Raw genomic sequence first — 20,296 nt, forward strand, 5'->3', positions numbered from 1 at the left:
GTACCCGGCCCGTCGCCGCGCGACGGGCCGGGTGCGCCCCCGCGACCCGGCCCCGAGCCTCCAGACCGCCCCTGGTAGTGTCGGGGCCCGACGGGCCGCGCCGCCGGTCGGTCCGCCCCGGAAGGAACCACCCGAATGACGACCCTCCGCATGATCGTGGACCAGGTGATCGCCCCGGTCCCCGGCGGGATCGGCCGCTACGCGGAGGAACTGACCCGGCAGCTCATCGCCACCGCACCGTCCGGCTGCGAGGTCGAGGGCATCGTGTCCGCGTGCTCGCCGGCCGACCTCGAGCGCATCACGACGCTGCTCCCCGGGCTGACCGAGCTGCAGCGGCTCGCGCTCCCCCGCCGCGAGCTCTCGCTGGCGTGGCAGGCCGGGATCGTCGGCTCCGCCGCGCAGGGCCTGGTGCACGCGCCGAGCGTGCTCGCTCCCCTCGTCCGGCACGACCGCGTGGCCGAGCCCGGCCGACAGGTCGTCGTCACGGTGCACGACACGGTGCCGTGGACACACCCCGAGACGCTCACGCCCCGCGGCGTGCACTTCCACAAGGCGATGGTGCACCGTGCGTGGAAGCACGCCGACGCCGTCGTCGTGCCGACCCACGCGGTCGCCGCAGCCCTCAACGAGATCCGGCGCTTCGACGACCGCCTCCGGGTCATCGGCGGCGCCCCGAGCCCGCGACTGCAGGTGCCCGTCGACGCCGACGTGCGCGCCGAGCGCCTCGGGCTCCCGGAGCGCTACGTGCTCGCGGTCGGGACGCTCGAACCGCGCAAGGGCCTCCGGCACCTGATCACCGCCATGGCCCACCCGGACGCACCCTCGGACGTGCCGCTCGTCATCGCCGGGCCGGACGGCTGGGGCGACGTCGACGTGTACGGGCTCGCCGAGGCGGCAGGGCTCCCCCGCGAGCGCCTGCTCGTGCTCGGCCGGCTGTCGGACGCCGACCTCGCCGTCGCCTACGACCGGGCAACGGTGTTCGTGTTCCCGAGCCTCGCCGAGGGGTTCGGCCTGCCGGTCATCGAGGCGATGCACTTCGGCACCCCGGTCGTGCACTCGGACGACCCCGCGGTGCGCGAGGTCGCCGCGGACGCGGGCGTCACCGTCGAGCGGGACCCGCGGGACTCCTACCCGGAGCGGCTCGCGCAGGCGGTCTACCAGGTCGTCAGCGACCGGGTGCTCGCGGACCGGATGGCGATCGCCGGGCCGGACCGGGCGCGCATGTACGACTGGCGGGACAGCGCCGTCGCGACCTGGCAGCTGCACGCGGACCTGTAGGCGCGCCGACCGCTCGGCGCGCGGACGGATCGGCGCGGTCGCTGCGGCGGGTGCTCCGTCTGGTGGCCGCCCCTGCGGCGGACGGTCCGTCTGGTGGTCGCCCCTGCGGCGGACGGTCCGTCCGGTGGTCACCGGGTCCCGGCCGGGAGGCGCGGGTCGGCCCCGCCGTCCGGCCTGCGCCCGGTGGGCGGTCACCCGGTGCCCGATCGCGACGGTGGCGAGCGGTGCCCGGTGTGGGACCGGCCCGCCGTCAGAGCGCGTCGCGCAGGCGAGCGGCCTTCTCCTCGACGAGCTGCTCGAGTTCCGCAGCGTGTTCGGCGAGGCGCTCCGCGACGGCGGGGTCCGACGACCCGATGATGCGCGCCGCCAGCAGCCCGGCGTTCGCAGCCCCGTTGATCGCGACCGTGGCGACCGGGATCCCGGCCGGCATCTGCACGATCGACAGCAGCGAGTCGAGGCCGTCGAGGCGTGCCAGCTGCACCGGCACGCCGATCACGGGCAGGGTCGTCATCGAGGCCACCATGCCGGGCAGGTGCGCGGCACCCCCGGCCCCGGCGATCACGACGCGGATCCCCCGGCCGGCGGCGGCCCGGGCGAACCGGACCATCTTGTCGGGGGTCCGGTGTGCCGAGACGACGTCCGCCTCGAACGGGATGCCGAGCTGGTCGAGGGTGTCCGCGGCGGCCCGCATGGTGGGCCAGTCCGAGTCGGAACCCATGATGATCGAGACGAGGGGGGCGGCTGCGCTTCCGGTCACGGCACGAGCCTAGCCGAGCGCCCCGGCCGGCTCAGTCGTCGAAGTGCGCGGCGGCCGAGCGCGCCCGGTAGACGACGTCGTCGAGGTCGTCACCGAGCACCGTCACGTGACCGATCTTGCGGCCGGGCCGCGGCGCCTTGCCGTAGAAGTGGTACTTCGCCTCCGGGAAGGCGGCCAGCGCTGCCGGGTAGCGCGCCGCGAGGTCGCCGTCGCCTGGCCCCCCGAGCACGTTGATCATCACGGCCGCGGGGGCGTGTGCGCCCGTCGCGCCGAGCGGCAGGTCGAGCACGGCCCGCAGGTGCTGCTCGAACTGGCTCGTCGTCGCGCCGTCGATCGTCCAGTGCCCGGTGTTGTGCGGACGCATCGCCAGCTCGTTGACCAGCAGACGGTCGTCGGCGGTCTGGAACAGCTCTACGGCGAGGACGCCGGTGACGCCGAGCTCGGTCGCGATCCGCACCGCGGTCTCCTCGGCGACGTCCGCGAGTCGCCCGGCGCTGTCCGGGGCCGGGGCGAGCACCTCGGCACAGACGCCGTCACGCTGCACGGTCTCGACGAGCGGCCAGGCGACGACCTCGCCGGACGGGCGACGGGCGACGGACTGCGCGAGTTCCCGGGTGAAGGGCACGAGCTCCTCGACGAGCAGGGCCTGGTCACCGGCGGCCTCGGCGACCGCGACGAACCAGTCGGCGACGTCGGCGGGGTCCGAGACGACCCGGACGCCCTTGCCGTCGTAGCCCCCGCGCGGGGTCTTCACCACGGCACGACCCCCGTGGTCGGCCAGGAACCGGCCGAGCTCCTCGGCGTCGTGCACCGCTGCCCAGTCCGGGACGGCGATCCCGAGGTCGCTGAGGCGTCGGCGCATCACGATCTTGTCCTGTGCGACCGCGAGCGGTGCCGGTCCGGGCCGGACCGCGACGCCCGCTTCCTCGAGCCGACGCAGCACGTCCTGCGGCACGTGCTCGTGGTCGAAGGTCACGACGTCGACGTCCCGCGCGAAGGCGAGCACGGTCTCGGCGTCGTGGTAGTCGCCCTCCGCGGTCGCCGCGATGGCCGCCGACATGCCCGGCCCCTCGGCGAGCACTCGGATGTCGATGCCCAGCTCCACGGCGGCCGGCACCATCATCCGTGCCAGCTGACCTCCACCGATGACCCCGACCCGCAACGCCATGCTGTGTGTTCCTTCCGTCGTCCCACCGTCCGGTGACAGCGGATTGTCTATACTGGGCAGCTGTTGTCCACGCCCGGTCGGGCGCGGACCGACCGGCAGACCCGGACAGGCCGTACCCTGCACGGTCTGCGACAACTCTACGGATCTTGGAGAGACCTTGCGGCGACTCATTGCCCAGCTCGCACGCTTCGGCATCGTCGGCGCTGTCGGCTTCGTCGTCGACTTCGGCATCTTCAACCTGCTGCGTGCCACGGTGCTCAACCCGGACGAGGTGCACTCGGGACCCTTCTGGGCGAAGGTGATCTCGACCGTCGTCGCGATCTTCGTGAACTGGATGGGCAACCGCTACTGGACGTTCCGCGACCAGCGACGATCGGTCGCGACCCGCGAGGGCGTGGAGTTCGTCGTGGTGTCGCTCGGCGGCATGGCCATCTCCCTCGGCTGCCTCGCGATCTCGCACTACGCCCTCGGGTTCACGTCGGCCCTCGCCGACAACATCTCCGGCAACGTGATCGGCCTCGGTCTCGGCACCGCCTTCCGCTTCTGGCTCTACAAGGTGTGGGTGTACCACCCCGAGCGCGACGTCCAGACCCGCGACGAGGTGGCTGCACCGCGCGACGAGGTCGTGTCCGGCAGCTGAGCCGACGACCCCGCCAGGTCACGATCGTGTTCCGTCCGTCGACCCTCCGGCACCGCGCGTGGTGCGTCCGCGCCGACGCTGCGAGGATCGGGGCATGAGCCGATCCCGCCGTGTCCCGGTCCGCACCGTCCCGATCGTCGCCGCCCTCGGGCTCGGACTCGCACTGAGTCTCGGGCTCGCGGCCTGCACCGAGGGCGGGGACCCGGCCCCGAGCCGGAGCGCCGGTCAGTCACCGGACGGCTCGGCCACCGACGCCACCGGGCCCGACGCGACCGCGACGAGCGGCACCGGGAACGGCAGCGGCGTCGAGCACCCGGACGAGGTCGACTTCTCGAAGGTCGCGGCGCAGGGCGTCGCGGCCGCCGGCGGTGGGACGGTCGTCTCGATCGCCGGATCGGGTGACTCCTGGACGGTCGTCGTCGTCGGGCCGGACGGCTCGCAGACGCAGTCGGTCGTCTCGGCGGTCCTCGACCGCGTGACGTCCGGTCCGTTCCCGAAGCAGGTCGACGCCGCGGCGCAGGCCTCGACCGTCGCCCTCGCGGCAGCGGTGCAGACCGGTGCCGGGCCCGCGGCGGCAGCTGCCGAGGCCGCCGTGCCGGGCAGCGAGCTGCGCTCCCTGGTGCTCGGCGGGTCGACGGCCGCACCGGTGTGGACCGCGACCGTGGCCGACGGCTCGGCCACCAGCACGGTCAGCGTCGACGGGACGACCGGCACCGCGACCGTCGGCTGAGCGGCTCCACGGCGGGCACCGGCGCCGGGCCCGGGGCGGATCCGGGCGCACGGACGGGACCGAGCACCACGGCACCCGGGCGTCCGCCCGCGCTCAGCGCCCCATGCCGCGGTAGGTGAAGCCCGCCGCCGTCCAGGCGTCCCGGTCCAGGCAGTTCCGCCCGTCCAGGACGATGCGCCCGGCAGCGAGCCCGGCGACGGCCTGCGGGTCGAGCGACCGGTACGCCGCCCACTCGGTCAGCACCAGCACAACGTCCGCGCCGGCCAGTGCGTCCTCGGCGCGGTCGGCGTACTCGAGCTCCGGACGCAGGCGGCGCGCGGTGCCGATCGCGGCCGGGTCGTGGGCCGCGACGGTCGCACCGAGCTCGACGAGCCGCGCCGCGATGTCGAGCGCCGGCGAGTCCCGGACGTCGTCGGAGTTCGGCTTGAACGCGAGCCCGAGCACCGCGATCCGACGGCCCGCGACCGAGCCGCCGAGCAGCTCCTCAGCGAGGGTCACGACGTGCGCGCGACGCCGCAGGTTGATCGCGTCGACCTCGCCCAGGAAGGCGAGCGACTGCCCCACGCCGAGCTCGTCGGCGCGGGCCTGGAACGCGCGGATGTCCTTCGGCAGGCAGCCCCCGCCGAACCCGAGTCCGGCGTTCAGGAACTTCCGGCCGATCCGGTCGTCGTGGCCGATCGCGTCGGCGAGCGCCGTCACGTCGGCCCCGGCGACCTCGGCGATCTCGGCCATCGCGTTGATGAACGAGATCTTCGTCGCGAGGAAGGCGTTGGCGCTGATCTTCACGAGCTCGCTGGTCGGCAGGTCGACCACGAGCCGCGGGATGCCGGCGGCGAGCGCCCGGGCGTACACCTCGTCGAGCACCGCGACCGCGCGCTGCCCGGCCTCGCCGGCGGGCACGCCGTACACGAAGCGGTCCGGCGTGATCGTGTCCTGGACCGCGAAGCCCTCGCGGAGGAACTCCGGGTTCCAGACGAGCGTCGCCTCGGGCTGCACCGCACGGACGCGCTCGGCGAGCCGCGCGGCGGTCCCGACGGGCACCGTGGACTTGCCGACGACCAGGTCGCCCGGCGCGAGGTGCGGCAGGAGCCCGGTCACGGCGGCGTCGACGTAGGTGAGGTCCGCGGCACCGCTCGGCCCCTGCGGGGTCCCCACCGCCAGGAAGTGCACCCGGGCGCCCGCGACGCGGGACGGGTCGGTCGTGAACTCGATCCGGCCGGAGGCCAGGGCCTCGGCGAGGGTCTCGGGCAGTCCGGGCTCGAAGAACGGGGCGTCACCCGCTGCGAGCCGTCCGATCTTGTCCGGGTCGACGTCGAGCGCGACGACCTCGTGTCCGAGCTTGGCCATGGAGGCGGCGTGCACGGCACCGAGGTACCCGCAGCCGATGACGGAGATGCGCACGGGACGACGGTACCGGACCGCGGGGCCGCGAACCTGGCGGAACGCGCCGAAGTCGAGGCTCGCTCGCCTCAGTATCCGCCGACGATCTCGTCCCAGTCGGGCTCCCGGTGCCGCCGCCGGGCCTCGTACCCCTCGACCAGGTCGTGCAGCACGGCGACCACGAGGTCGGCGTGCGGGACGTCGCCGAGCACCACGGGCGGTTCGTCGCCGGGGAAGACGAGGACGTCCCCGGACCGCCACACCCCCTGCATGCCTCGACGCCGGACGGTCACGTCGTAGCCCCGCGAGTGCAGGAGCTCCCGGCGCGTGCGGGTCCCGAGGCCGTGCACGACGACGAGCCGCCGCGTGGTGACGACGTACCGCTCCGACATCCAGCGGAACAGCGGCACGAGGCCGCCGAGCACGACCAGCAGCAGCGTCACCGCCGCGACCACGACGTTCACCCACGCCAGCTGCGCGCGGAACACCCCGAAGCCGAACCCACCCGCCGCGGCGACGAGCACGACGAACACCGCCGGACGGACGAGCCGCCGCGCGTGCGGCCGGAGCCGGGCGACGACGCGTTCGGGCGGCGGCTCGGCGGTCATGCCGTCATGCATACCGCAGGTGGGTGAGGTCCCCCACCGCGACGCCCCTCTCCGCGCCGTCCCGATCCCGGATCGTGATGCGGCCGTCGTCGTCGACGCCCGTGGCGTCCGCCTCGGTGACGCTGCCGTCGGGCAGCTCCAGACGGACGCGGCGGCCGATCGTGCCGCACGCACCACGGACCCGCGACCGCACCCCGTCGGCGGCCGCACCACCCGCGACCAGGGCGGCCACCGCCTCCAGGACGGCCGTGTGGAAGCCGGACGCGACCGCGTCGGCCAGGTCGGCCGCCCCGCCGGTCGCGCCCGCGACCGTCAGCGATGTCGCGGTCGGCGTCGGCAGCGCGTCCGCGGGGATCGTCAGGTTGACGCCCGCGCCGACGACGACGCTGCCGTCCGCGGCGACCTGGCAGAGGATCCCGCAGACCTTGCGGCCGTCGACGAGCACGTCGTTCGGCCACTTCACGAGCACGCGCGGCTCCGGCGTCCGGCCCGCCGTCTCCTGGTCACCGGTCGGCCGGGAGGCGCGGCGCACGTCGTCCGCGTCCGGCAGGACCGCGGTCACCGCGTCGCGCATCGCGAGCCCGGCGACGAGCGGCAACCAGCCGCGGTCGCGGTCGTCGAGGTCGGCGCGCACGAGCAGGCTGAGCGCGAGGGTCTGGCCGGCCGGAGCGAACCACGTGCGGTCCAGGCGGCCACGGCCCGCGGTCTGGTCGAGGGTCACGACCACGCTGCCGTGCGGCCGGTCGACGGCGACCGCGAGCAGGTCGGCGTTGGTCGAGCCGGTGCGCGCCGGGGCGTCGAAGGTCCCGCCGGCGGCCGCGACCACGCTCCGGGCAAGCGGGAGGGTCGGCTGCTCGGGTGTGGACATGCACGCAAATCTACGGGCAGGAACCGTGGGGGTCCTCCAACCGGCGCCGTCGTGGCCGCCGGTAGGGTGAGCGGGTGACCACAGGAGACACCCCCGACCTCTCGACCACGGCCGGTCGCCTCGCGGACCTGCGCGACCGCTACCACGAGGCCGTCACCGCCGCGGGCGAGGCCGCCATCGCGAAGCAGCACGCGAAGGGCAAGGGCACCGCCCGGGAGCGCATCGAGCAGCTCCTCGACGACAACTCGTTCGTCGAGTTCGACGAGTTCGTCCGCCACCGCACCACGTCGTTCGGCATGGACGCCAAGCGCCCGTACGGCGACGCGGTCGTCACCGGCGTCGGCACGATCCACGGCCGCAACGTCGCGGTCTACGCTCAGGACTTCACGGTGTTCGGCGGCTCCCTCGGCGAGGTCGCCGGCGAGAAGATCGTCAAGGTGATGCAGCACGCACTGAAGACCGGCGTGCCGATCATCGGCATCCTCGACTCCGGCGGCGCCCGTATCCAGGAGGGCGTCGTCGCGCTCGGCAAGTACGGCGAGATCTTCCGCCTGAACACCCAGGCGTCGGGCGTCATCCCGCAGATCTCGATCGTGATGGGCCCGGCCGCCGGTGGCGCCGTGTACTCCCCCGCGCTCACCGACTTCGTGATCATGGTCGACAAAACGAGCCACATGTTCGTCACCGGCCCGGACGTCATCAAGACCGTCACGGGCGAGGACGTGGGCTTCGAGGAGCTCGGCGGCGCGCAGACCCACAACGCGGTCTCGGGCGTCGCGCACTACCTGGCCGAGGACGAGACCGACGCGCTCGACTACGCGCGGTCGCTCATCGGGTTCCTGCCGGACAACAACCTGTCCGACGCCCCGGCGTACGACGTCGTCCCCGAGCTCGAGACCACCGACGCCGACCACGAGCTCGACACGGTCATCCCGGACTCGACGAACCAGCCGTACGACGTCACGGCGATCATCGAGCACCTCGTCGACGACGGCGACTTCCTCGAGGTCCAGCCGCTGTTCGCGCCGAACATCCTGATCGGCTTCGGCCGGGTCGAGGGCCGCACGGTCGGCATCATCGCGAACCAGCCGCAGGCGATGGCCGGCACCCTGAACATCGACGCCGGCGAGAAGGCCGCGCGCTTCGTCCGGTTCTGCGACGCGTTCGGCATCCCGATCCTGACGCTCGTCGACGTGCCGGGCTACCTGCCCGGCACCGACCAGGAGTGGACCGGTGTCATCCGCCGCGGCGCCAAGCTCCTGTACGCCTACGCCGAGGCCACCGTGCCGCTCGTCACGGTCATCACCCGCAAGGCCTACGGCGGCGCGTACATCGTGATGGGCTCGAAGCAGCTCGGCGCCGACATCAACCTGGCGTGGCCGACCGCCGAGATCGCCGTCATGGGCGGCCAGGGCGCGGTGAACATCCTGTACCGGGCCGAGATCAAGCGGGCCGAGGAGGCCGGCGAGGACGTCGCCGCCGTGCGGGCCCGCCTGGCCAACGAGTACACGTACAACGTGGCCTCGCCGTACCTCGCGGCGGAGCGCGGCGAGCTGGACGGCATCATCCAGCCGCACGCGACGCGCGTCGCCGTCATCAAGGCGCTGCGGGCGCTCCGCGGCAAGCGTGCCTCGCTGCCGCCGAAGAAGCACGGGAACATCCCGCTGTGAGCCGGGTCGCACACACCGGGGACGTGCGCTGATGGGCCGCCACGCAGCGGTCGTCCCGCCGGTGCCCGAGGAGCCCGTGTCGGTCGCCGACGTGCGGGTCGTCGCCGGGGAGCCCTCGCCCGAGGAACTCGCCGCGGTCGTCGCGGTCCTGCAGCGTCAGGCCGACGAGGCCGCCGCGCTCGGTGCCGCCGAGGTCGCCGTCTCCCCGCGCTCCGGGTGGGAGGTCTCGGCCCGCGGGCTGCGCCGCCCGCTCGACCACGGCCCCGGCGCCTGGCAGCGCGCGACACGCTGACGCGGTCCGACCCGTCGCGATCCGCGCCGCCGTCGTCGGTCCGGGCCCGCCGACGGTCCGCACCCGGTGCCGGACGTCACCCGACCCACACCCACGAGACCCCCGTCGTCGACCGGCGGGGGTCTCGTTGCGTCCACCGTCACGCGCGGCGATGTACCCCGCTCCGGGCGGCACAGCGACCCGTTCCCGTGCCGTTGCAGGATGCACTCAGGGGTCGGTCTGCCCTCGAACGGGGGGCACGGAGAACGCGGATCGCGCGGAACGCCGCAGATTGTCCCCCATAATGACGACTGACACGTGTCGACGGCCACGGCATAGTCGTACGTGTTCGGTGTCCTTCGTTGAAGAACATCGTTGGTCGGTGGCTGACTAGGGTACGACGTCACCGGCCAGCTACGGGCCAGGGCGGTATTCGGGTTGCCGCTCAGGCCCGGGTCGCGAACGGGCCGGTCCCCTCGGGGTCCGGCCCGTTCCCCCTTCCCCCCGGCGCTCAGACCGAGGCGTGACGCGGGATCTCGAGCCACACCACGACCGAGTCGTCCTCGTCGCCGTCCCCGTCGTCGTGCCCGGCACCGAGCGCCGCGGACTCGCTCGCCGCGGTGTCGAGCCGCAGCCCCACCACGGTCACGGCCGCGTCCGAGCCCTCGGGCACCGTGCGGACGATCACGTTGTCGGCCTCGCGGGCCTGCCGGAGCGCGTCGGCCAGTCGGGCGTGCACGCGGCGCAGGTCGTCGATCTCCAGGTCGTCGAGACCGCCGTCGTCGTGCAGCTGCACGGTCGCCCCACGCCGACGGAGGCGCATCACCTCGTCGCGGACGTCGTCGGAGAGCAGGGACCGGCCGCGGATCTCGTCGCGGATCGCCTGCTCCAGGTGCAGGCACTCCGCGCGCTCGTCGTCGGAGAGGTCCCCGCCGGTCGCCATGATCCGCTCGAGCATCGGCAGCGCCATCCGCGTGGTCTGGCTCAGGCGGAACTGCCGTTCGAACACGTGCGCGTCCTGGGCGGCCTGCCAGTCGGCAGTCTCCTGCTCGGCGAGCACGAAGTCCCGGGTGACCCGGACCGCCCGCTCCATCGCGATGGCGAACCCGCTGGCGATCACGACCCAGGCGACGCTGCCCGCCACACCGAGCGACTGGAGCGCCGGGAGGCCCGCCCACCCGACCGAGAACAGCGTGAGGAACCCCACGCCGACCCAGGCGAACGCGCGCCGCCCACGGACGACGAGCACGACCATGAGCGTGCCGACCGCCGCGACCCACCAGGTGGTGTGCTCGTGGTCCCGCGCGAGGTCGATGACCGGTGCCTCGATCACGGGGATCACGAGCGCGGTGGCGAGCGCGAAGCACGCGGCCCATACCGGCAGCACCCGGCCGGGCAGGAACAGCGCGACCCCGGTGGCCGCGGCGTACAGGACCATGCAGGCCACCACCGGACCGGCGTCGGCGACGCGCGGCAGGGAGACCGTGGCGAGCACCAGGTGGTACACGGAGAACAGCGACGCGAGACCGATGGCGATGCCGGCCGGGACCGAGATCCTCACGGTCGACCTCCCGTCGCCGTCCACGACAGGCGGATCCTGGTGCCCGCGCCGGGGGCGCTCTGCACGGTGGCGGTGCCGCCGGCCATCACGACGCGTTCGACGATCGACCGCCGGACCCCGAGCCGGGCAGCCGGGACGGCGGACGGGTCGAAGCCCGCCCCGTCGTCGCCGACCTCGACGTGCACGGCCGATCCCCGCTGCTCGACGCGCACCCAGCGGTCGACCTCGGGCCCACCGGCGTGCTGCACGCTGTTGACGGCGGCCTGGACCGCGGCGGAGGCGAGCGCATCGGCCACGGTCGCGGGCATCCGCAGGCCACCGACGGGTGCTGCACGCACCGCGACGGGCGCGGCGAGCCCGGCGACCGCGTCGACGATGCGCGCGCGGAGCTCGGTCGACGAGACCGGCGGTGCGTCGCCCGGCACGTCGGCGGCCGCGGCGTCGAGGTGGTCGACGGCGTTCCGGGCCATCCGGGCGGCGAGCGCCTCCGCCTCGGGCGTCTCGGCCCGGGCGGCGGACAGCAGCGTCGTGAGGACGCTGTCGTGCACGATGGCGTCGACCTGGACGCGTTCGACCTCGGTCGCGTGCGCCCGGATGGCGAGCGAGTAGCGGCGCACCGCGGTGGCCTGCGCGACGTCGACCGCGGTGGCCGCACGGCGGAGCAGGACCGCGATGACGAGCACGCCACCGCTGAGGATGACCGTGTACAGGCCGTCCAGCACTGCGCCGGCGCCGGCCTCGCCACCGACCGGGGTGAGCCGGATCGCGACGTAGACGGCCGGGACCAGCGCGACGTAGACGGTCGCACGCCACGGTGCGAAGCCCATCGCCGCGGCGGTCGACGCGACGGTGCAGAACCACCACGGCCACGGCGGCTGGGAGGCCGGCAGCGCGGTGTGCACCGTGAGCGGCCACGTCACGAGGACGACCAGGAAGAGCAGCGCGCAGACGATCTGCGCGACCTGGGCGTACCGCTGCACGAACGCGGTCACCCCGACGAACAGGAACGACGCCGCCATCACGCCCGCCGCGACCGGACCCCACACGGGGTCGAGGTACTGCAGCTGGCGGACGACGTTCGGCACGTTCACGGCACCGAAGCCGATCGCGGCGCCGGCGATCACCACGGCGAAGACCCGCTCGACCGACGCCTGCGTGACGGCGGGCCGCACGCTCCGCGACGGGTCGACGCCGAACGGGGCCGGCTCGGCGACGGCGGGGGCCCGGCCTGCCGGTCCCCCGCCCGTCGCGTCGCCGTCGGTCGGCACCGGTGCCGCCGTGGTGTCCATCCGGGTCAGCGACCGTCGGTGTCGGGGTCGATGCCCGAGTCGAGCCCGGGCAGGATGCCGTCCTCGACGGCCCGGCGGAGCAGGTCGACCTTGGTCGGCGCGGGACGCCCGACCTCGACGTACTTCACGCGGATGCGGTCGAGGTACTCGCGGGCGGTGGAGTACCCGATCCCGAGCTGCTGGGCCGCGAGCTTGAGCGGCAGCCCCGAGGCGTACAGGTGCAGGATCTCGCGCTCCCGCCGGCCGAGCTGGGCCTTCGCGAAGTCCCGGTCGGCGTCGATGGCGCTCGCCCACTCGAGGTTGTTGAGCACGTCGCCGCGGGCGACGGTCGCGACCGCCGCCATGACCGTCTTCGTCGCCGACGACTTCGGGATCACGCCGGCCGCCCCCGCGGCCAGTGCCTCCCGCACGCTCGCGACCCGGTCGGCGATGGAGTGCACGAGGACGGCCGATCCGGTGCCCTGCACGCCCTTCACGTTCGCCGTCACGGTCGAGCCGTCACCGAGGGAGAGGTCGAGCACGACGACGTCGACCTCGCGGTCTCCCAACTGCTGGATGTACTCCGGGACGCTCGCGGCGGTGAGCACCACCTCGAAGCCCTCGTTCTGGCACGCTGCCTGGATGCCGAGCCGCACGGACTCGTGGTCGTCGACGATCGCGACGCGCACGGGCCCTGTCGCCACGCTCGTCGCTCCGGTGCTGGTGTTCGTTCCTGTTGCCACGGTGGCCTCTCGTTCCGATGCGCTCCCGATCCCTGATACCGGGAGCGATCACAGGGAGAGGATACCGGCGACGGGTGTCGTCGGCGTTTCCGCACCACCCCGTGACGCAACTGCCGCCCGTGAGCCCGCTCCGGCGCTGCGGACGCGACCGCCCACCCGCCGTCAGGCGACCGGCACCAGGCGCGCCACGGCCTCCAGGTGGTGGGTGTGCGGGAAGAGGTCGAACGCACGCAGCGCCTCCAGGCGGTACCCGAGGTCCGCGAAGGTCGCGACGTCGCGCGCGAGCGCCACCGGGTCGCAGGCGACGTAGACGACCTGCGCCGGCTGGAGCGCCGCGATCTGGACGACCGTCTCGCGTCCGGCACCCGAGCGCGGCGGGTCGAGCACGACCGTGCCGGCGCGGAACCGCTCCTGCTCCGGCCGCGACGCGGCAGCGGCGGTCCGGGTGAGCCACCGCTCGACGCGCCCGGTCTCGGCGCGGGCGCCGATCCACTCGGCCAGGTTCTCCTGCGCGTGCTCGGTGGCGCGCGGTGCGCTCTCGACGCTCGTGATGCGCGCCTTCGGTCCGACGAGGTCGCCGAGGGCGGCGGCGAGCAGGCCGACCCCACCGTACAGGTCGAGGTGCTGCCCCTCGGGGTCGAGGCGGTCGCGGTCGACGAGGTCCTGCACGGCCGCGGTCAGCACGGCCGGAGCCTGCCGGTGCACCTGCCAGAACCCGGTGTCGTCGACCGCGAACGACCGCTCGCCGACGCGCTCGCGCACCACCGACGGGGCCTGGTCGTCGATCACCAGGCGGGCGCCCTCGGCACCGCTCGGGGCGATGACGTCGACGACTTCCGCGCCGGGCATCGCGCCGCGGGCGAGCGGCGCGGCGTCCTGCACGACCTGCGCGGCGAGCGGCAGCGACGTGACGGGGACGACGGAGTGGGAGCGTGCGGCGAAGGGGCCGGCGGTGCCGTCCTCGGCGACGTGCAGGCGCACGCGGGTCCGCCACCCGAGCCCACCCGCCGCGTCGTCGCCGGGCGCGGCCTCGACCACCACGTCGTGGCCGAGCACCTCGGTCAGGTCGGTACGGGCGAACCGGGCGAAGGCGTCCACGAGGACGTCGTGCTTGAGGGTGCGCTGGTGCGGCAGCGCGATGTGCCCGAACTCGGCACCCCCGGCGCGCTCGGCGGGGTCGCGGTCGAGAGCGGCCTCGGCCCACACGTGCTCGACGCGGTGCTCGCTCGGGGTCACGACCGAGACGGTGTCGGCGCGCCAGAAGGACTTCTTGCGGTCCTCGGTGACGCGGGCGACGACCCGCTCACCCGGGACGGCGTCGGAGACGAACACCACGCGCCCCTCGTGCCGTGCCACCGAGATGCCGCCGTGGGCGATCCCGGTGACGTCGAGTTCGAGCAGCGTTCCGACGGATTCACCCATGGTTCGATGTTCCCATGCGTCTGTACCTCGCGAGTACCTCCCCCGCCCGTCGTGCACTGCTGGCCCAGGCCGGGATCGAGCCGGTGCTCGTCGCCCCGGGCGTCGACGAGGACGCCGCGGTCGCCGCCGCCGAGGGCGCGCTCGGCCGACCGCTGACCGGCCCGGAGCTCGTCGCGATGCTCGCGGTCGCCAAGGCCGGTGCGGTCGCCGACGGCACGGTGGCCGGCGCGCCCGTGGACGGGTTCGTGTTCGGTGGCGACTCCGCGTTCGAGGTGGACGGGGTCCTGTACGGCAAGCCCCACGAGCCCGCGGTCGCCCGTGAGCGCTGGCGGCAGATTCTCGCCGCCGGCGGCGGCACCCTGTGGAGCGGGCACTGCGTCGTGGACCGTCGGGCGGACCGGGTCGCCGACCCGGCCAGCGGACGGACGGGAGGCGCGGGGCGGGCCGGCACCGTGCCTCCCGTCCGACAGGTGGACGTGTCGGGCGGCGGGCCGCTCGGCACGGCCGGCCACCTGGGCGACGTCGCGCCCGGCGGGTCGACGCTGGTGGCCGCCGGCGACCACGTGGTGGCGGTGGACAGCGCGGTGCTGACCTTCGCCGACGACGTGTCGCTCGACGAGGTCGACGCGTACGTCGCGACGGGCGAACCCCTCGAGGTCGCGGGTGCCTTCACGATCGACGGGCGGGCGGCCGCCTACATCTCGCGGATCGACGGTGCCCCGTCCGCCGTGGTCGGGCTCTCGCTGCCGGTCCTGCGCGCGATGCTGCTCCGGGGCTTCGGCGTCGCCTGGCACGAGCTGTGGTCGGCGTAGCCGTCGGTCCTTCGTAGACATCCGCACTTGTTCGGCGTCGTTCTTTGTGGATGCCGGTCAATTCTCGCTTCGTCGGCGCGAATAGGCTGACGAACCATGCCCCGTATCAGCAAGGTCCTCATCGCGAACCGCGGCGAGATCGCCGTCCGCATCATCCGCGCGGCCCGCGACGCGGGCAAGGCGTCGGTCGCGGTCTACGCCGACCAGGACCGTGACGCCCTCCACGCCCGCCTCGCCGACGAGGCCTACGCGCTGAACGGCACCACGAGCGCGGACACCTACCTCGTCATCGACAAGATCATCTCGGTGGCCCGTCGCTCCGGCGCCGACGCCGTGCACCCGGGCTACGGGTTCCTCGCCGAGAACGCCGACTTCGCCCGCGCCGTCATCGACGCCGGGCTCGTCTGGATCGGCCCGTCGCCGGAGTCGATCGAGCGCCTCGGCGACAAGGTCTCCGCGCGGCACGTGGCCGAGAAGGTCGGCGCACCCCTCGCCCCGGGCACGATCGAGCCCGTGCAGGACGTGTCCGAGGTCGTCGCGTTCGCCGACGAGGTCGGCCTCCCCGTCGCGATCAAGGCAGCCTTCGGTGGCGGCGGTCGCGGCCTGAAGGTCGCCCGCACGCGCGAGTCGATCCCGGAGCTCTTCGACTCGGCGACGCGCGAGGCGATCGCCGCGTTCGGCCGGGGCGAGTGCTTCGTCGAGAAGTACCTCGACAAGCCGCGCCACGTCGAGACCCAGTGCCTCGCCGACGAGCACGGCAACGTCGTCGTCGTGTCGACGCGCGACTGCTCGCTGCAGCGCCGGCACCAGAAGCTCGTCGAGGAGGCCCCGGCCCCCTACCTGACGGAGGCACAGACCGAGCGGCTGTACGAGTCGTCGAAGGCGATCCTCCGCGAGGTCGGCTACGTCGGGGCCGGCACGTGCGAGTTCCTCATCGGCGCCGACGGCACCGTGTCCTTCCTCGAGGTGAACACCCGCCTGCAGGTCGAGCACTGCGTCTCGGAAGAGGTCACCGGCATCGACCTCGTGCGCGAGCAGTTCCGCATCGCCGAGGGCGGCACGCTCGACTACGCCGACCCCGAGCCGCGCGGCCACTCGTTCGAGTTCCGCATCAACGGCGAGGACGCGGGGCGCAACTTCTTCCCCGCTCCCGGCCCCGTGCACACCTTCCACGCCCCGTCCGGCCCCGGCGTGCGCGTCGACTCGGGTGTCGTGTCCGGCGACGTCGTCTCCGGCTCGTTCGACTCGATGCTCGCGAAGCTCATCGTCACCGGTGCGACGCGCGAGGAGGCGCTCGAGCGCTCCCGTCGCGCCCTCGCCGAGTTCGAGGTCACCGGGCTGCCGACCGTGCTCCCCTTCCACCGCGCGGTCGTCTCCGACCCGGCGTTCGCCACGTCGGACGACGAGCCGTTCAGCATCTACACGCAGTGGATCGAGACCGACTTCCAGAACGACATCCCCGCGTGGAGCGGCGCGACCGAGGAGCTGCCCGAGCCGGCCGCCCGCGAGAGCGTGGTCGTCGAGGTGCAGGGCAAGCGCATCGAGGTCACGATGCCGTCGATCGTCGGCGGGTCCGTCGCCGGTCGTCGTCCGGCGGGTCCCTCGGCTCCCCCGAAGCGCCGGTCGTCGGCCGTGAAGGGCGGGCTCGCGTCGTCCGGTTCGGTGACCTCGCCGATGCAGGCCACCGTGGTCAAGGTCGCGGTCGCCGAGGGTGACACCGTGGTGAAGGGCGACCTGCTCGTCGTCCTCGAGGCCATGAAGATGGAACAGCCCGTGCAGGCCACGCGCGACGGCGTCGTGACCGGGCTGAACGCCCCCGTCGGCCAGACGGTGTCGTCCGGGCACGTGCTGCTCGAGCTGGCGTAGCGCGGCGCTGCTGCGCGCTCGCGCGCGTCGCGCGCGTCGCGCGGCGCTGGCTCGCGCGGCGCTGGTGGCCCTCGCACAACCCGGAGCACGTCGCACCACGGCTTCCCGTGGCGCGACGTGCTCCTGCTTGTTCGGGGGCACGTCGCACCATGTCGTGTCACCGCACGGTCGTGAAGCGTCGCCGGGTCGTGGGCACCCCGAGCACGCGCAGGACGTCGCGGAGGCGCTCGGTGTCGTCGGTCTCCGCGAAGCCGATGCGACCGAAGCCGTGCACCTCGGGACGCCGACGGATCCGGTCCTCCCGGTGCTTCTCGGCGACCACCACGTCGGCCGCGGTCTGCCCGGCTCGGCGCAACGACGGGTCGGTGTACTTCACGCGCCCGTCGAACTCCAGGACGACGCCCTGCTCCGGGAACCAGAAGTCGACGACGCCGATGAGCCCGTCGACGTCGTCGAACCGGTGCTGCAGTTCCGGCTCCGGCGCACCGACCTCGTCGAGCGCGACCCGCGCCACCGACTCCCCCGGCGACCCCGACCGCCCGTCCGCCAGCGCGATCGCACGCTCCGCGCGGGCACGGAACTGCACCGACCCGGCGGCGTCGAGCGCGGCGAGGACGTCCGCCCGGTCGGTCCCGGCGGCCAGGGCGACGTCGAGCGCCGGCACACTCGTCCGGATCGGGTAGGCGACGGCGAGGTCGGCGACCGTGCTCGCCCGGTCGGTGAGCGAGCGCCCGTTCGCGATCATCGAGTCCGTGCGGAACCGCCGTCCGGCTCCGGCACGCTTGTGGACCGTGCGGAGCGTCTGGCCGGTGGTGCGGAGGGGGTCGAGCACCTCGACCGCGACCGGGAACTCCCCCGGCCACGGCAGCCCGTGGAGTGCTGCCGCTGATGCGTGGGACACGACGAGCCGCGGGGCGAGCAGGTCGTGGACGGCCTTGATGCGGGCGATGTGCCGTTCGCCGGGGGTCGCTCGTCGCCACTCGTCGGCGTCGACGAACCGGCCCGGTGCGAGCCGGACGAGCTCACCCCGGAGCGCGCGGTCGCGGAGGTCACGGCCGCGCCTCCCACTCGGGTCCGCACCACCGCCGACGACGATCTCCAACCTGGCCATGACCGCAACGGTGACCGACGTCCGACGTTCTCGACAGCGCGACGGCCGAGCTGTGGACCGTCGCGCCGGTACTCCGTCCTGTGGAGGAACGCGCGCCGGCAGGAGCGCGGCGCCCCGCGGTGAGGGCCCGCGTCCGGCACGGCGGCGACGGGGCACGGCGGCGTCCGGCACGGCGGCGACGGGGCACGGCGGCGTCCGGCACGGCGGCGACGGGGCACGGCGGCGTCCGGCACGGCGGCGTCGAGGCACGGCGGCGTCCGGCACGGCGGCGTCGAGGCACGGGGTGCGGCCGCGCACCGGTGGTGCGACGTGCACACGCACAACGGGAAGCACGTCGCACCAGGCAATTGCGTGGCGCGACGTGCTTCCCGTTGTGCGAATGCCGCGAGCGTCCCGGGGCGCCGCTACAGCCGCGCCGCCGCGGCCCTACGACACCAGCGGGCGCACGTCCGCGGCGATGGCGTCGACGAGGGCCTGCGCCTCGGCCGAGGACTCCGCGACGGTGTCGATGTACACCTTGACCTTCGGCTCCGTCCCGCTCGGACGCACGATGACGCGTGCGCCCCCGTCGAGGTCGTACCGCAGGATGTCGGACGGCGGGAAGCCCTCGACCCCCGCGTCGTAGTCCGTGACCCGCTGCACGGCGCGGCCCCCGAGCGACGTCGGCGCGCTCGAACGCAGGGCCGCCATGACCTCGCCGATGCGCGAGAGGTCGTCGACCCGCGTCGCGACCTGCCCGGAGGCGAAGGCACCGAACTCGGCGGCGAAGGCATCGAGCTGGTCGGCGACCGTCCGGCCCTGCTCGGCGAGCGACGTGGCGAGCGACAGGAGTTCGAGCGCCGCCGAGATGCCGTCCTTGTCGCGCACCACATGCGGGTCGACGAGGTAGCCGAGCGCCTCCTCGTACCCGAACACCAGTCCGGGCACGCGCGACACCCACTTGAAGCCGGTGAGGGTGTCGCGGTACTCCAGACCGTGCGCCGCCGCGACGCGGGCGAGTGCCGGCGAGGACACGATCGACGCCGCGAGCGTCCCGCCCGTCCCGGCCTCGGCGGCGCGCTGGGCAGCACGCCAGCCGAGCAGCCACCCGACCTCGTTCCCGGAGAGACGCCGGAACCCGTCGCCGGTCGGGATCGCGAGCGCCAGGCGGTCGGCGTCGGGGTCGTTCGCGATGACGAGGTCCGCACCGACCGCGGCGCCCCGCGCCTCGGCCAGGTCCATCGCCCCCGGCTCCTCCGGGTTCGGGAACGCGACCGTCGGGAACGCACCGTCCGGTTCGATCTGCTCCGGCACGGTCGCCGGCTCCGCGAAGCCGGCGGCGGCGAAGACCGCGCGCGCGGTCTCCCACCCGACCCCGTGCATGGCCGTGTACACGACCTTCGGCTGGGCATCGACCGGGAGGCGCGGGGCCGGCACGATCGCGGCCGTCGCGGCCACGTACGCCGCGGCCAGGTCCGGGCCCGCCGTCACGTAGTCCGTCGCGCGTCGCAGGTCGCCGAGCGGCGTCGCCGCCACGGCGGCGATCGCGTCCGCGATCTCGCCGTCCACCGGCGGCACGATCTGCGAGCCGTCGTCGTCCCCGCCGAGGTACACCTTGTAGCCGTTGTCCCGCGGCGGGTTGTGGCTCGCCGTGACCATGACACCGGCCCCGACGCCGAGGTGCCGGACCGCGAACGCCAGCACCGGGGTCGGGAGCGCCGACGGCAGCAGGGTGACCTCGAGCCCGAGGCCGCGCATGACCTCGGCGGAGTCCCGGGCGAACACGTCGGAGTTCACGCGGCCGTCGTAGCCGATGACCACGCTGCGGTCCCGCCCGGTGCCGACGAGGAAGCGCGCGAGGCCCGCGGCGGCCTGCGAGACGACCACGCGGTTCATGCGGAGCGGGCCGTACCCGAGTTCGGCGCGCAGCCCGGCGGTCCCGAAGGCAAGGCGTCCGGCGAACCGGGCACGCAGCTCGGCCTCGGCGTCGGCGTCTCCCGACGTGGCGCGGTCGAGCACCGCGAGCAGCTCGCCCCGGGTCTCGTCGTCGGGGTCCTGGTCGGCCCAGTCACGCGCGACCGCGAGCACGTCGGACGAGCCCGTCCCCGCCTCCGCGGTGTCGGGCTCGGTGCCGGTCAGGTCGCCGTCGGCGATCGAGCCGTCC

At 74.2% G+C, this 20,296-nt stretch carries 18 protein-coding genes; 7 read left to right on the plus strand and 11 right to left on the minus strand.

Going from position 1 to position 20,296, the window contains the following annotated elements:
* Window positions 1-135 precede the first annotated feature (135 nt).
* Complete coding sequence (locus tag QOL16_RS11040) at window positions 136-1,278, plus strand: glycosyltransferase family 1 protein (RefSeq protein ID WP_065960641.1); 1,143 nt, start codon at window positions 136-138, stop codon at window positions 1,276-1,278.
* Window positions 1,279-1,528: 250 nt separating this feature from the next.
* On the opposite strand, the gene purE is transcribed toward QOL16_RS11040, so the two are convergent.
* Together purE and QOL16_RS11050 are read right to left on the minus strand one after the other, a co-directional pair.
* The gene (purE, locus tag QOL16_RS11045; protein ID WP_065960703.1) at window positions 1,529-1,996 is read right to left on the minus strand and encodes a 5-(carboxyamino)imidazole ribonucleotide mutase; all 468 of its coding nucleotides are present in this window, start codon (window positions 1,994-1,996) and stop codon (window positions 1,529-1,531) included.
* 70 nt (window positions 1,997-2,066) lie between these two features.
* Window positions 2,067-3,203 (minus strand): 5-(carboxyamino)imidazole ribonucleotide synthase, encoded by a 1,137-nt coding sequence (locus QOL16_RS11050; RefSeq protein WP_071284647.1) that lies wholly within the window; start codon window positions 3,201-3,203, stop codon window positions 2,067-2,069.
* A 157-nt stretch (window positions 3,204-3,360) separates the two neighbouring features.
* Here QOL16_RS11050 and QOL16_RS11055 point away from each other — a divergent pair, with 157 nt between their 5' ends.
* Window positions 3,361-3,843 (plus strand): GtrA family protein, encoded by a 483-nt coding sequence (locus QOL16_RS11055; RefSeq protein WP_065960636.1) that lies wholly within the window; start codon window positions 3,361-3,363, stop codon window positions 3,841-3,843.
* Window positions 3,844-3,937: 94 nt separating this feature from the next.
* Entirely contained in the window at window positions 3,938-4,573 is a 636-nt protein-coding gene (locus QOL16_RS11060) for a hypothetical protein (RefSeq protein WP_071284648.1), read from the plus strand.
* Window positions 4,574-4,666: 93 nt separating this feature from the next.
* On the opposite strand, the gene QOL16_RS11065 is transcribed toward QOL16_RS11060, so the two are convergent.
* The 3 genes from QOL16_RS11065 to QOL16_RS11075 form a co-directional block, all read right to left on the minus strand.
* Complete coding sequence (locus QOL16_RS11065) at window positions 4,667-5,974, minus strand: UDP-glucose/GDP-mannose dehydrogenase family protein (RefSeq protein ID WP_071284649.1); 1,308 nt, start codon at window positions 5,972-5,974, stop codon at window positions 4,667-4,669.
* Window positions 5,975-6,042: 68 nt separating this feature from the next.
* Window positions 6,043-6,561, minus strand: coding sequence for a PH domain-containing protein (locus tag QOL16_RS11070; RefSeq protein ID WP_065960633.1), 519 nt, complete (start codon window positions 6,559-6,561; stop codon window positions 6,043-6,045).
* Between the two features lie 4 nt (window positions 6,562-6,565).
* Window positions 6,566-7,429 carry a biotin--[acetyl-CoA-carboxylase] ligase gene (locus tag QOL16_RS11075; protein WP_071247678.1) on the minus strand — a complete coding sequence of 288 codons (864 nt, stop codon included), beginning with the start codon at window positions 7,427-7,429 and terminating at the stop codon, window positions 6,566-6,568.
* 74 nt (window positions 7,430-7,503) lie between these two features.
* Between QOL16_RS11075 and QOL16_RS11080 the strand changes: the two genes are divergently transcribed.
* Complete coding sequence (locus QOL16_RS11080; RefSeq protein ID WP_065960629.1) at window positions 7,504-9,099, plus strand: acyl-CoA carboxylase subunit beta; 1,596 nt, start codon at window positions 7,504-7,506, stop codon at window positions 9,097-9,099.
* Window positions 9,100-9,130: 31 nt separating this feature from the next.
* Window positions 9,131-9,391 (plus strand): acyl-CoA carboxylase subunit epsilon, encoded by a 261-nt coding sequence (locus tag QOL16_RS11085; protein ID WP_071247670.1) that lies wholly within the window; start codon window positions 9,131-9,133, stop codon window positions 9,389-9,391.
* A gap of 490 nt (window positions 9,392-9,881) precedes the next feature.
* Here the strand turns inward: QOL16_RS11085 and QOL16_RS11090 are convergent, their stop codons facing one another.
* The 4 genes from QOL16_RS11090 to QOL16_RS11105 form a co-directional block, all read right to left on the minus strand.
* A complete protein-coding gene (locus QOL16_RS11090; protein WP_071247710.1) occupies window positions 9,882-10,931 on the minus strand; it encodes a hypothetical protein in 1,050 nt (349 codons plus the stop codon).
* On the minus strand, window positions 10,928-12,220 hold the full coding sequence (locus QOL16_RS11095) for a sensor histidine kinase (protein WP_071284650.1): 1,293 nt from the start codon (window positions 12,218-12,220) through the stop codon (window positions 10,928-10,930). The genes QOL16_RS11090 and QOL16_RS11095 overlap by 4 nt, the downstream gene beginning before the upstream one ends.
* Window positions 12,221-12,225: 5 nt before the next feature.
* Window positions 12,226-12,942, minus strand: coding sequence for a response regulator transcription factor (locus QOL16_RS11100; protein ID WP_065960621.1), 717 nt, complete (start codon window positions 12,940-12,942; stop codon window positions 12,226-12,228).
* Window positions 12,943-13,104: 162 nt separating this feature from the next.
* Window positions 13,105-14,364, minus strand: a complete 1,260-nt coding sequence (locus QOL16_RS11105) for a class I SAM-dependent RNA methyltransferase (RefSeq protein WP_071247664.1) — start codon at window positions 14,362-14,364, stop codon at window positions 13,105-13,107.
* A 14-nt stretch (window positions 14,365-14,378) separates the two neighbouring features.
* On the opposite strand from QOL16_RS11105, the gene QOL16_RS11110 reads away from it, so the two are divergent.
* Complete coding sequence (locus tag QOL16_RS11110) at window positions 14,379-15,176, plus strand: nucleoside triphosphate pyrophosphatase (protein ID WP_071284651.1); 798 nt, start codon at window positions 14,379-14,381, stop codon at window positions 15,174-15,176.
* Window positions 15,177-15,272: 96 nt separating this feature from the next.
* On the plus strand, window positions 15,273-17,042 hold the full coding sequence (locus QOL16_RS11115) for a biotin carboxylase N-terminal domain-containing protein (RefSeq protein ID WP_071284652.1): 1,770 nt from the start codon (window positions 15,273-15,275) through the stop codon (window positions 17,040-17,042).
* Window positions 17,043-17,199: 157 nt separating this feature from the next.
* Here the strand turns inward: QOL16_RS11115 and QOL16_RS11120 are convergent, their stop codons facing one another.
* Window positions 17,200-18,153 carry a hypothetical protein gene (locus QOL16_RS11120; protein ID WP_139266400.1) on the minus strand — a complete coding sequence of 318 codons (954 nt, stop codon included), beginning with the start codon at window positions 18,151-18,153 and terminating at the stop codon, window positions 17,200-17,202.
* Between the two features lie 426 nt (window positions 18,154-18,579).
* Window positions 18,580-20,271, minus strand: coding sequence for a phospho-sugar mutase (locus QOL16_RS11125; protein WP_370692575.1), 1,692 nt, complete (start codon window positions 20,269-20,271; stop codon window positions 18,580-18,582).
* Window positions 20,272-20,296 lie beyond the last annotated feature (25 nt).

The organism is Curtobacterium sp. MCBA15_004 (genome assembly GCF_001865055.2).
Classification (GTDB): Bacteria; Actinomycetota; Actinomycetes; order Actinomycetales; family Microbacteriaceae; genus Curtobacterium.

What these genes read in the sequence shown, in the direction of transcription:
- QOL16_RS11105 (WP_071247664.1), bottom strand. Translation starts at nt 14,364, where the DNA reads ATGGGTGAATCCGTCGGAACGCTGCTCGAACTCGACGTCACCGGGATC.
- QOL16_RS11060 (WP_071284648.1), top strand. Translation starts at nt 3,938, where the DNA reads ATGAGCCGATCCCGCCGTGTCCCGGTCCGCACCGTCCCGATCGTCGCC.
- QOL16_RS11110 (WP_071284651.1), top strand. Translation starts at nt 14,379, where the DNA reads ATGCGTCTGTACCTCGCGAGTACCTCCCCCGCCCGTCGTGCACTGCTG.
- QOL16_RS11070 (WP_065960633.1), bottom strand. Translation starts at nt 6,561, where the DNA reads ATGACCGCCGAGCCGCCGCCCGAACGCGTCGTCGCCCGGCTCCGGCCG.
- QOL16_RS11115 (WP_071284652.1), top strand. Translation starts at nt 15,273, where the DNA reads ATGCCCCGTATCAGCAAGGTCCTCATCGCGAACCGCGGCGAGATCGCC.
- QOL16_RS11075 (WP_071247678.1), bottom strand. Translation starts at nt 7,429, where the DNA reads ATGTCCACACCCGAGCAGCCGACCCTCCCGCTTGCCCGGAGCGTGGTC.
- QOL16_RS11040 (WP_065960641.1), top strand. Translation starts at nt 136, where the DNA reads ATGACGACCCTCCGCATGATCGTGGACCAGGTGATCGCCCCGGTCCCC.
- QOL16_RS11120 (WP_139266400.1), bottom strand. Translation starts at nt 18,153, where the DNA reads ATGGCCAGGTTGGAGATCGTCGTCGGCGGTGGTGCGGACCCGAGTGGG.
- purE (WP_065960703.1), bottom strand. Translation starts at nt 1,996, where the DNA reads ATGGGTTCCGACTCGGACTGGCCCACCATGCGGGCCGCCGCGGACACC.
- QOL16_RS11095 (WP_071284650.1), bottom strand. Translation starts at nt 12,220, where the DNA reads ATGGACACCACGGCGGCACCGGTGCCGACCGACGGCGACGCGACGGGC.
- QOL16_RS11085 (WP_071247670.1), top strand. Translation starts at nt 9,131, where the DNA reads ATGGGCCGCCACGCAGCGGTCGTCCCGCCGGTGCCCGAGGAGCCCGTG.
- QOL16_RS11050 (WP_071284647.1), bottom strand. Translation starts at nt 3,203, where the DNA reads ATGGCGTTGCGGGTCGGGGTCATCGGTGGAGGTCAGCTGGCACGGATG.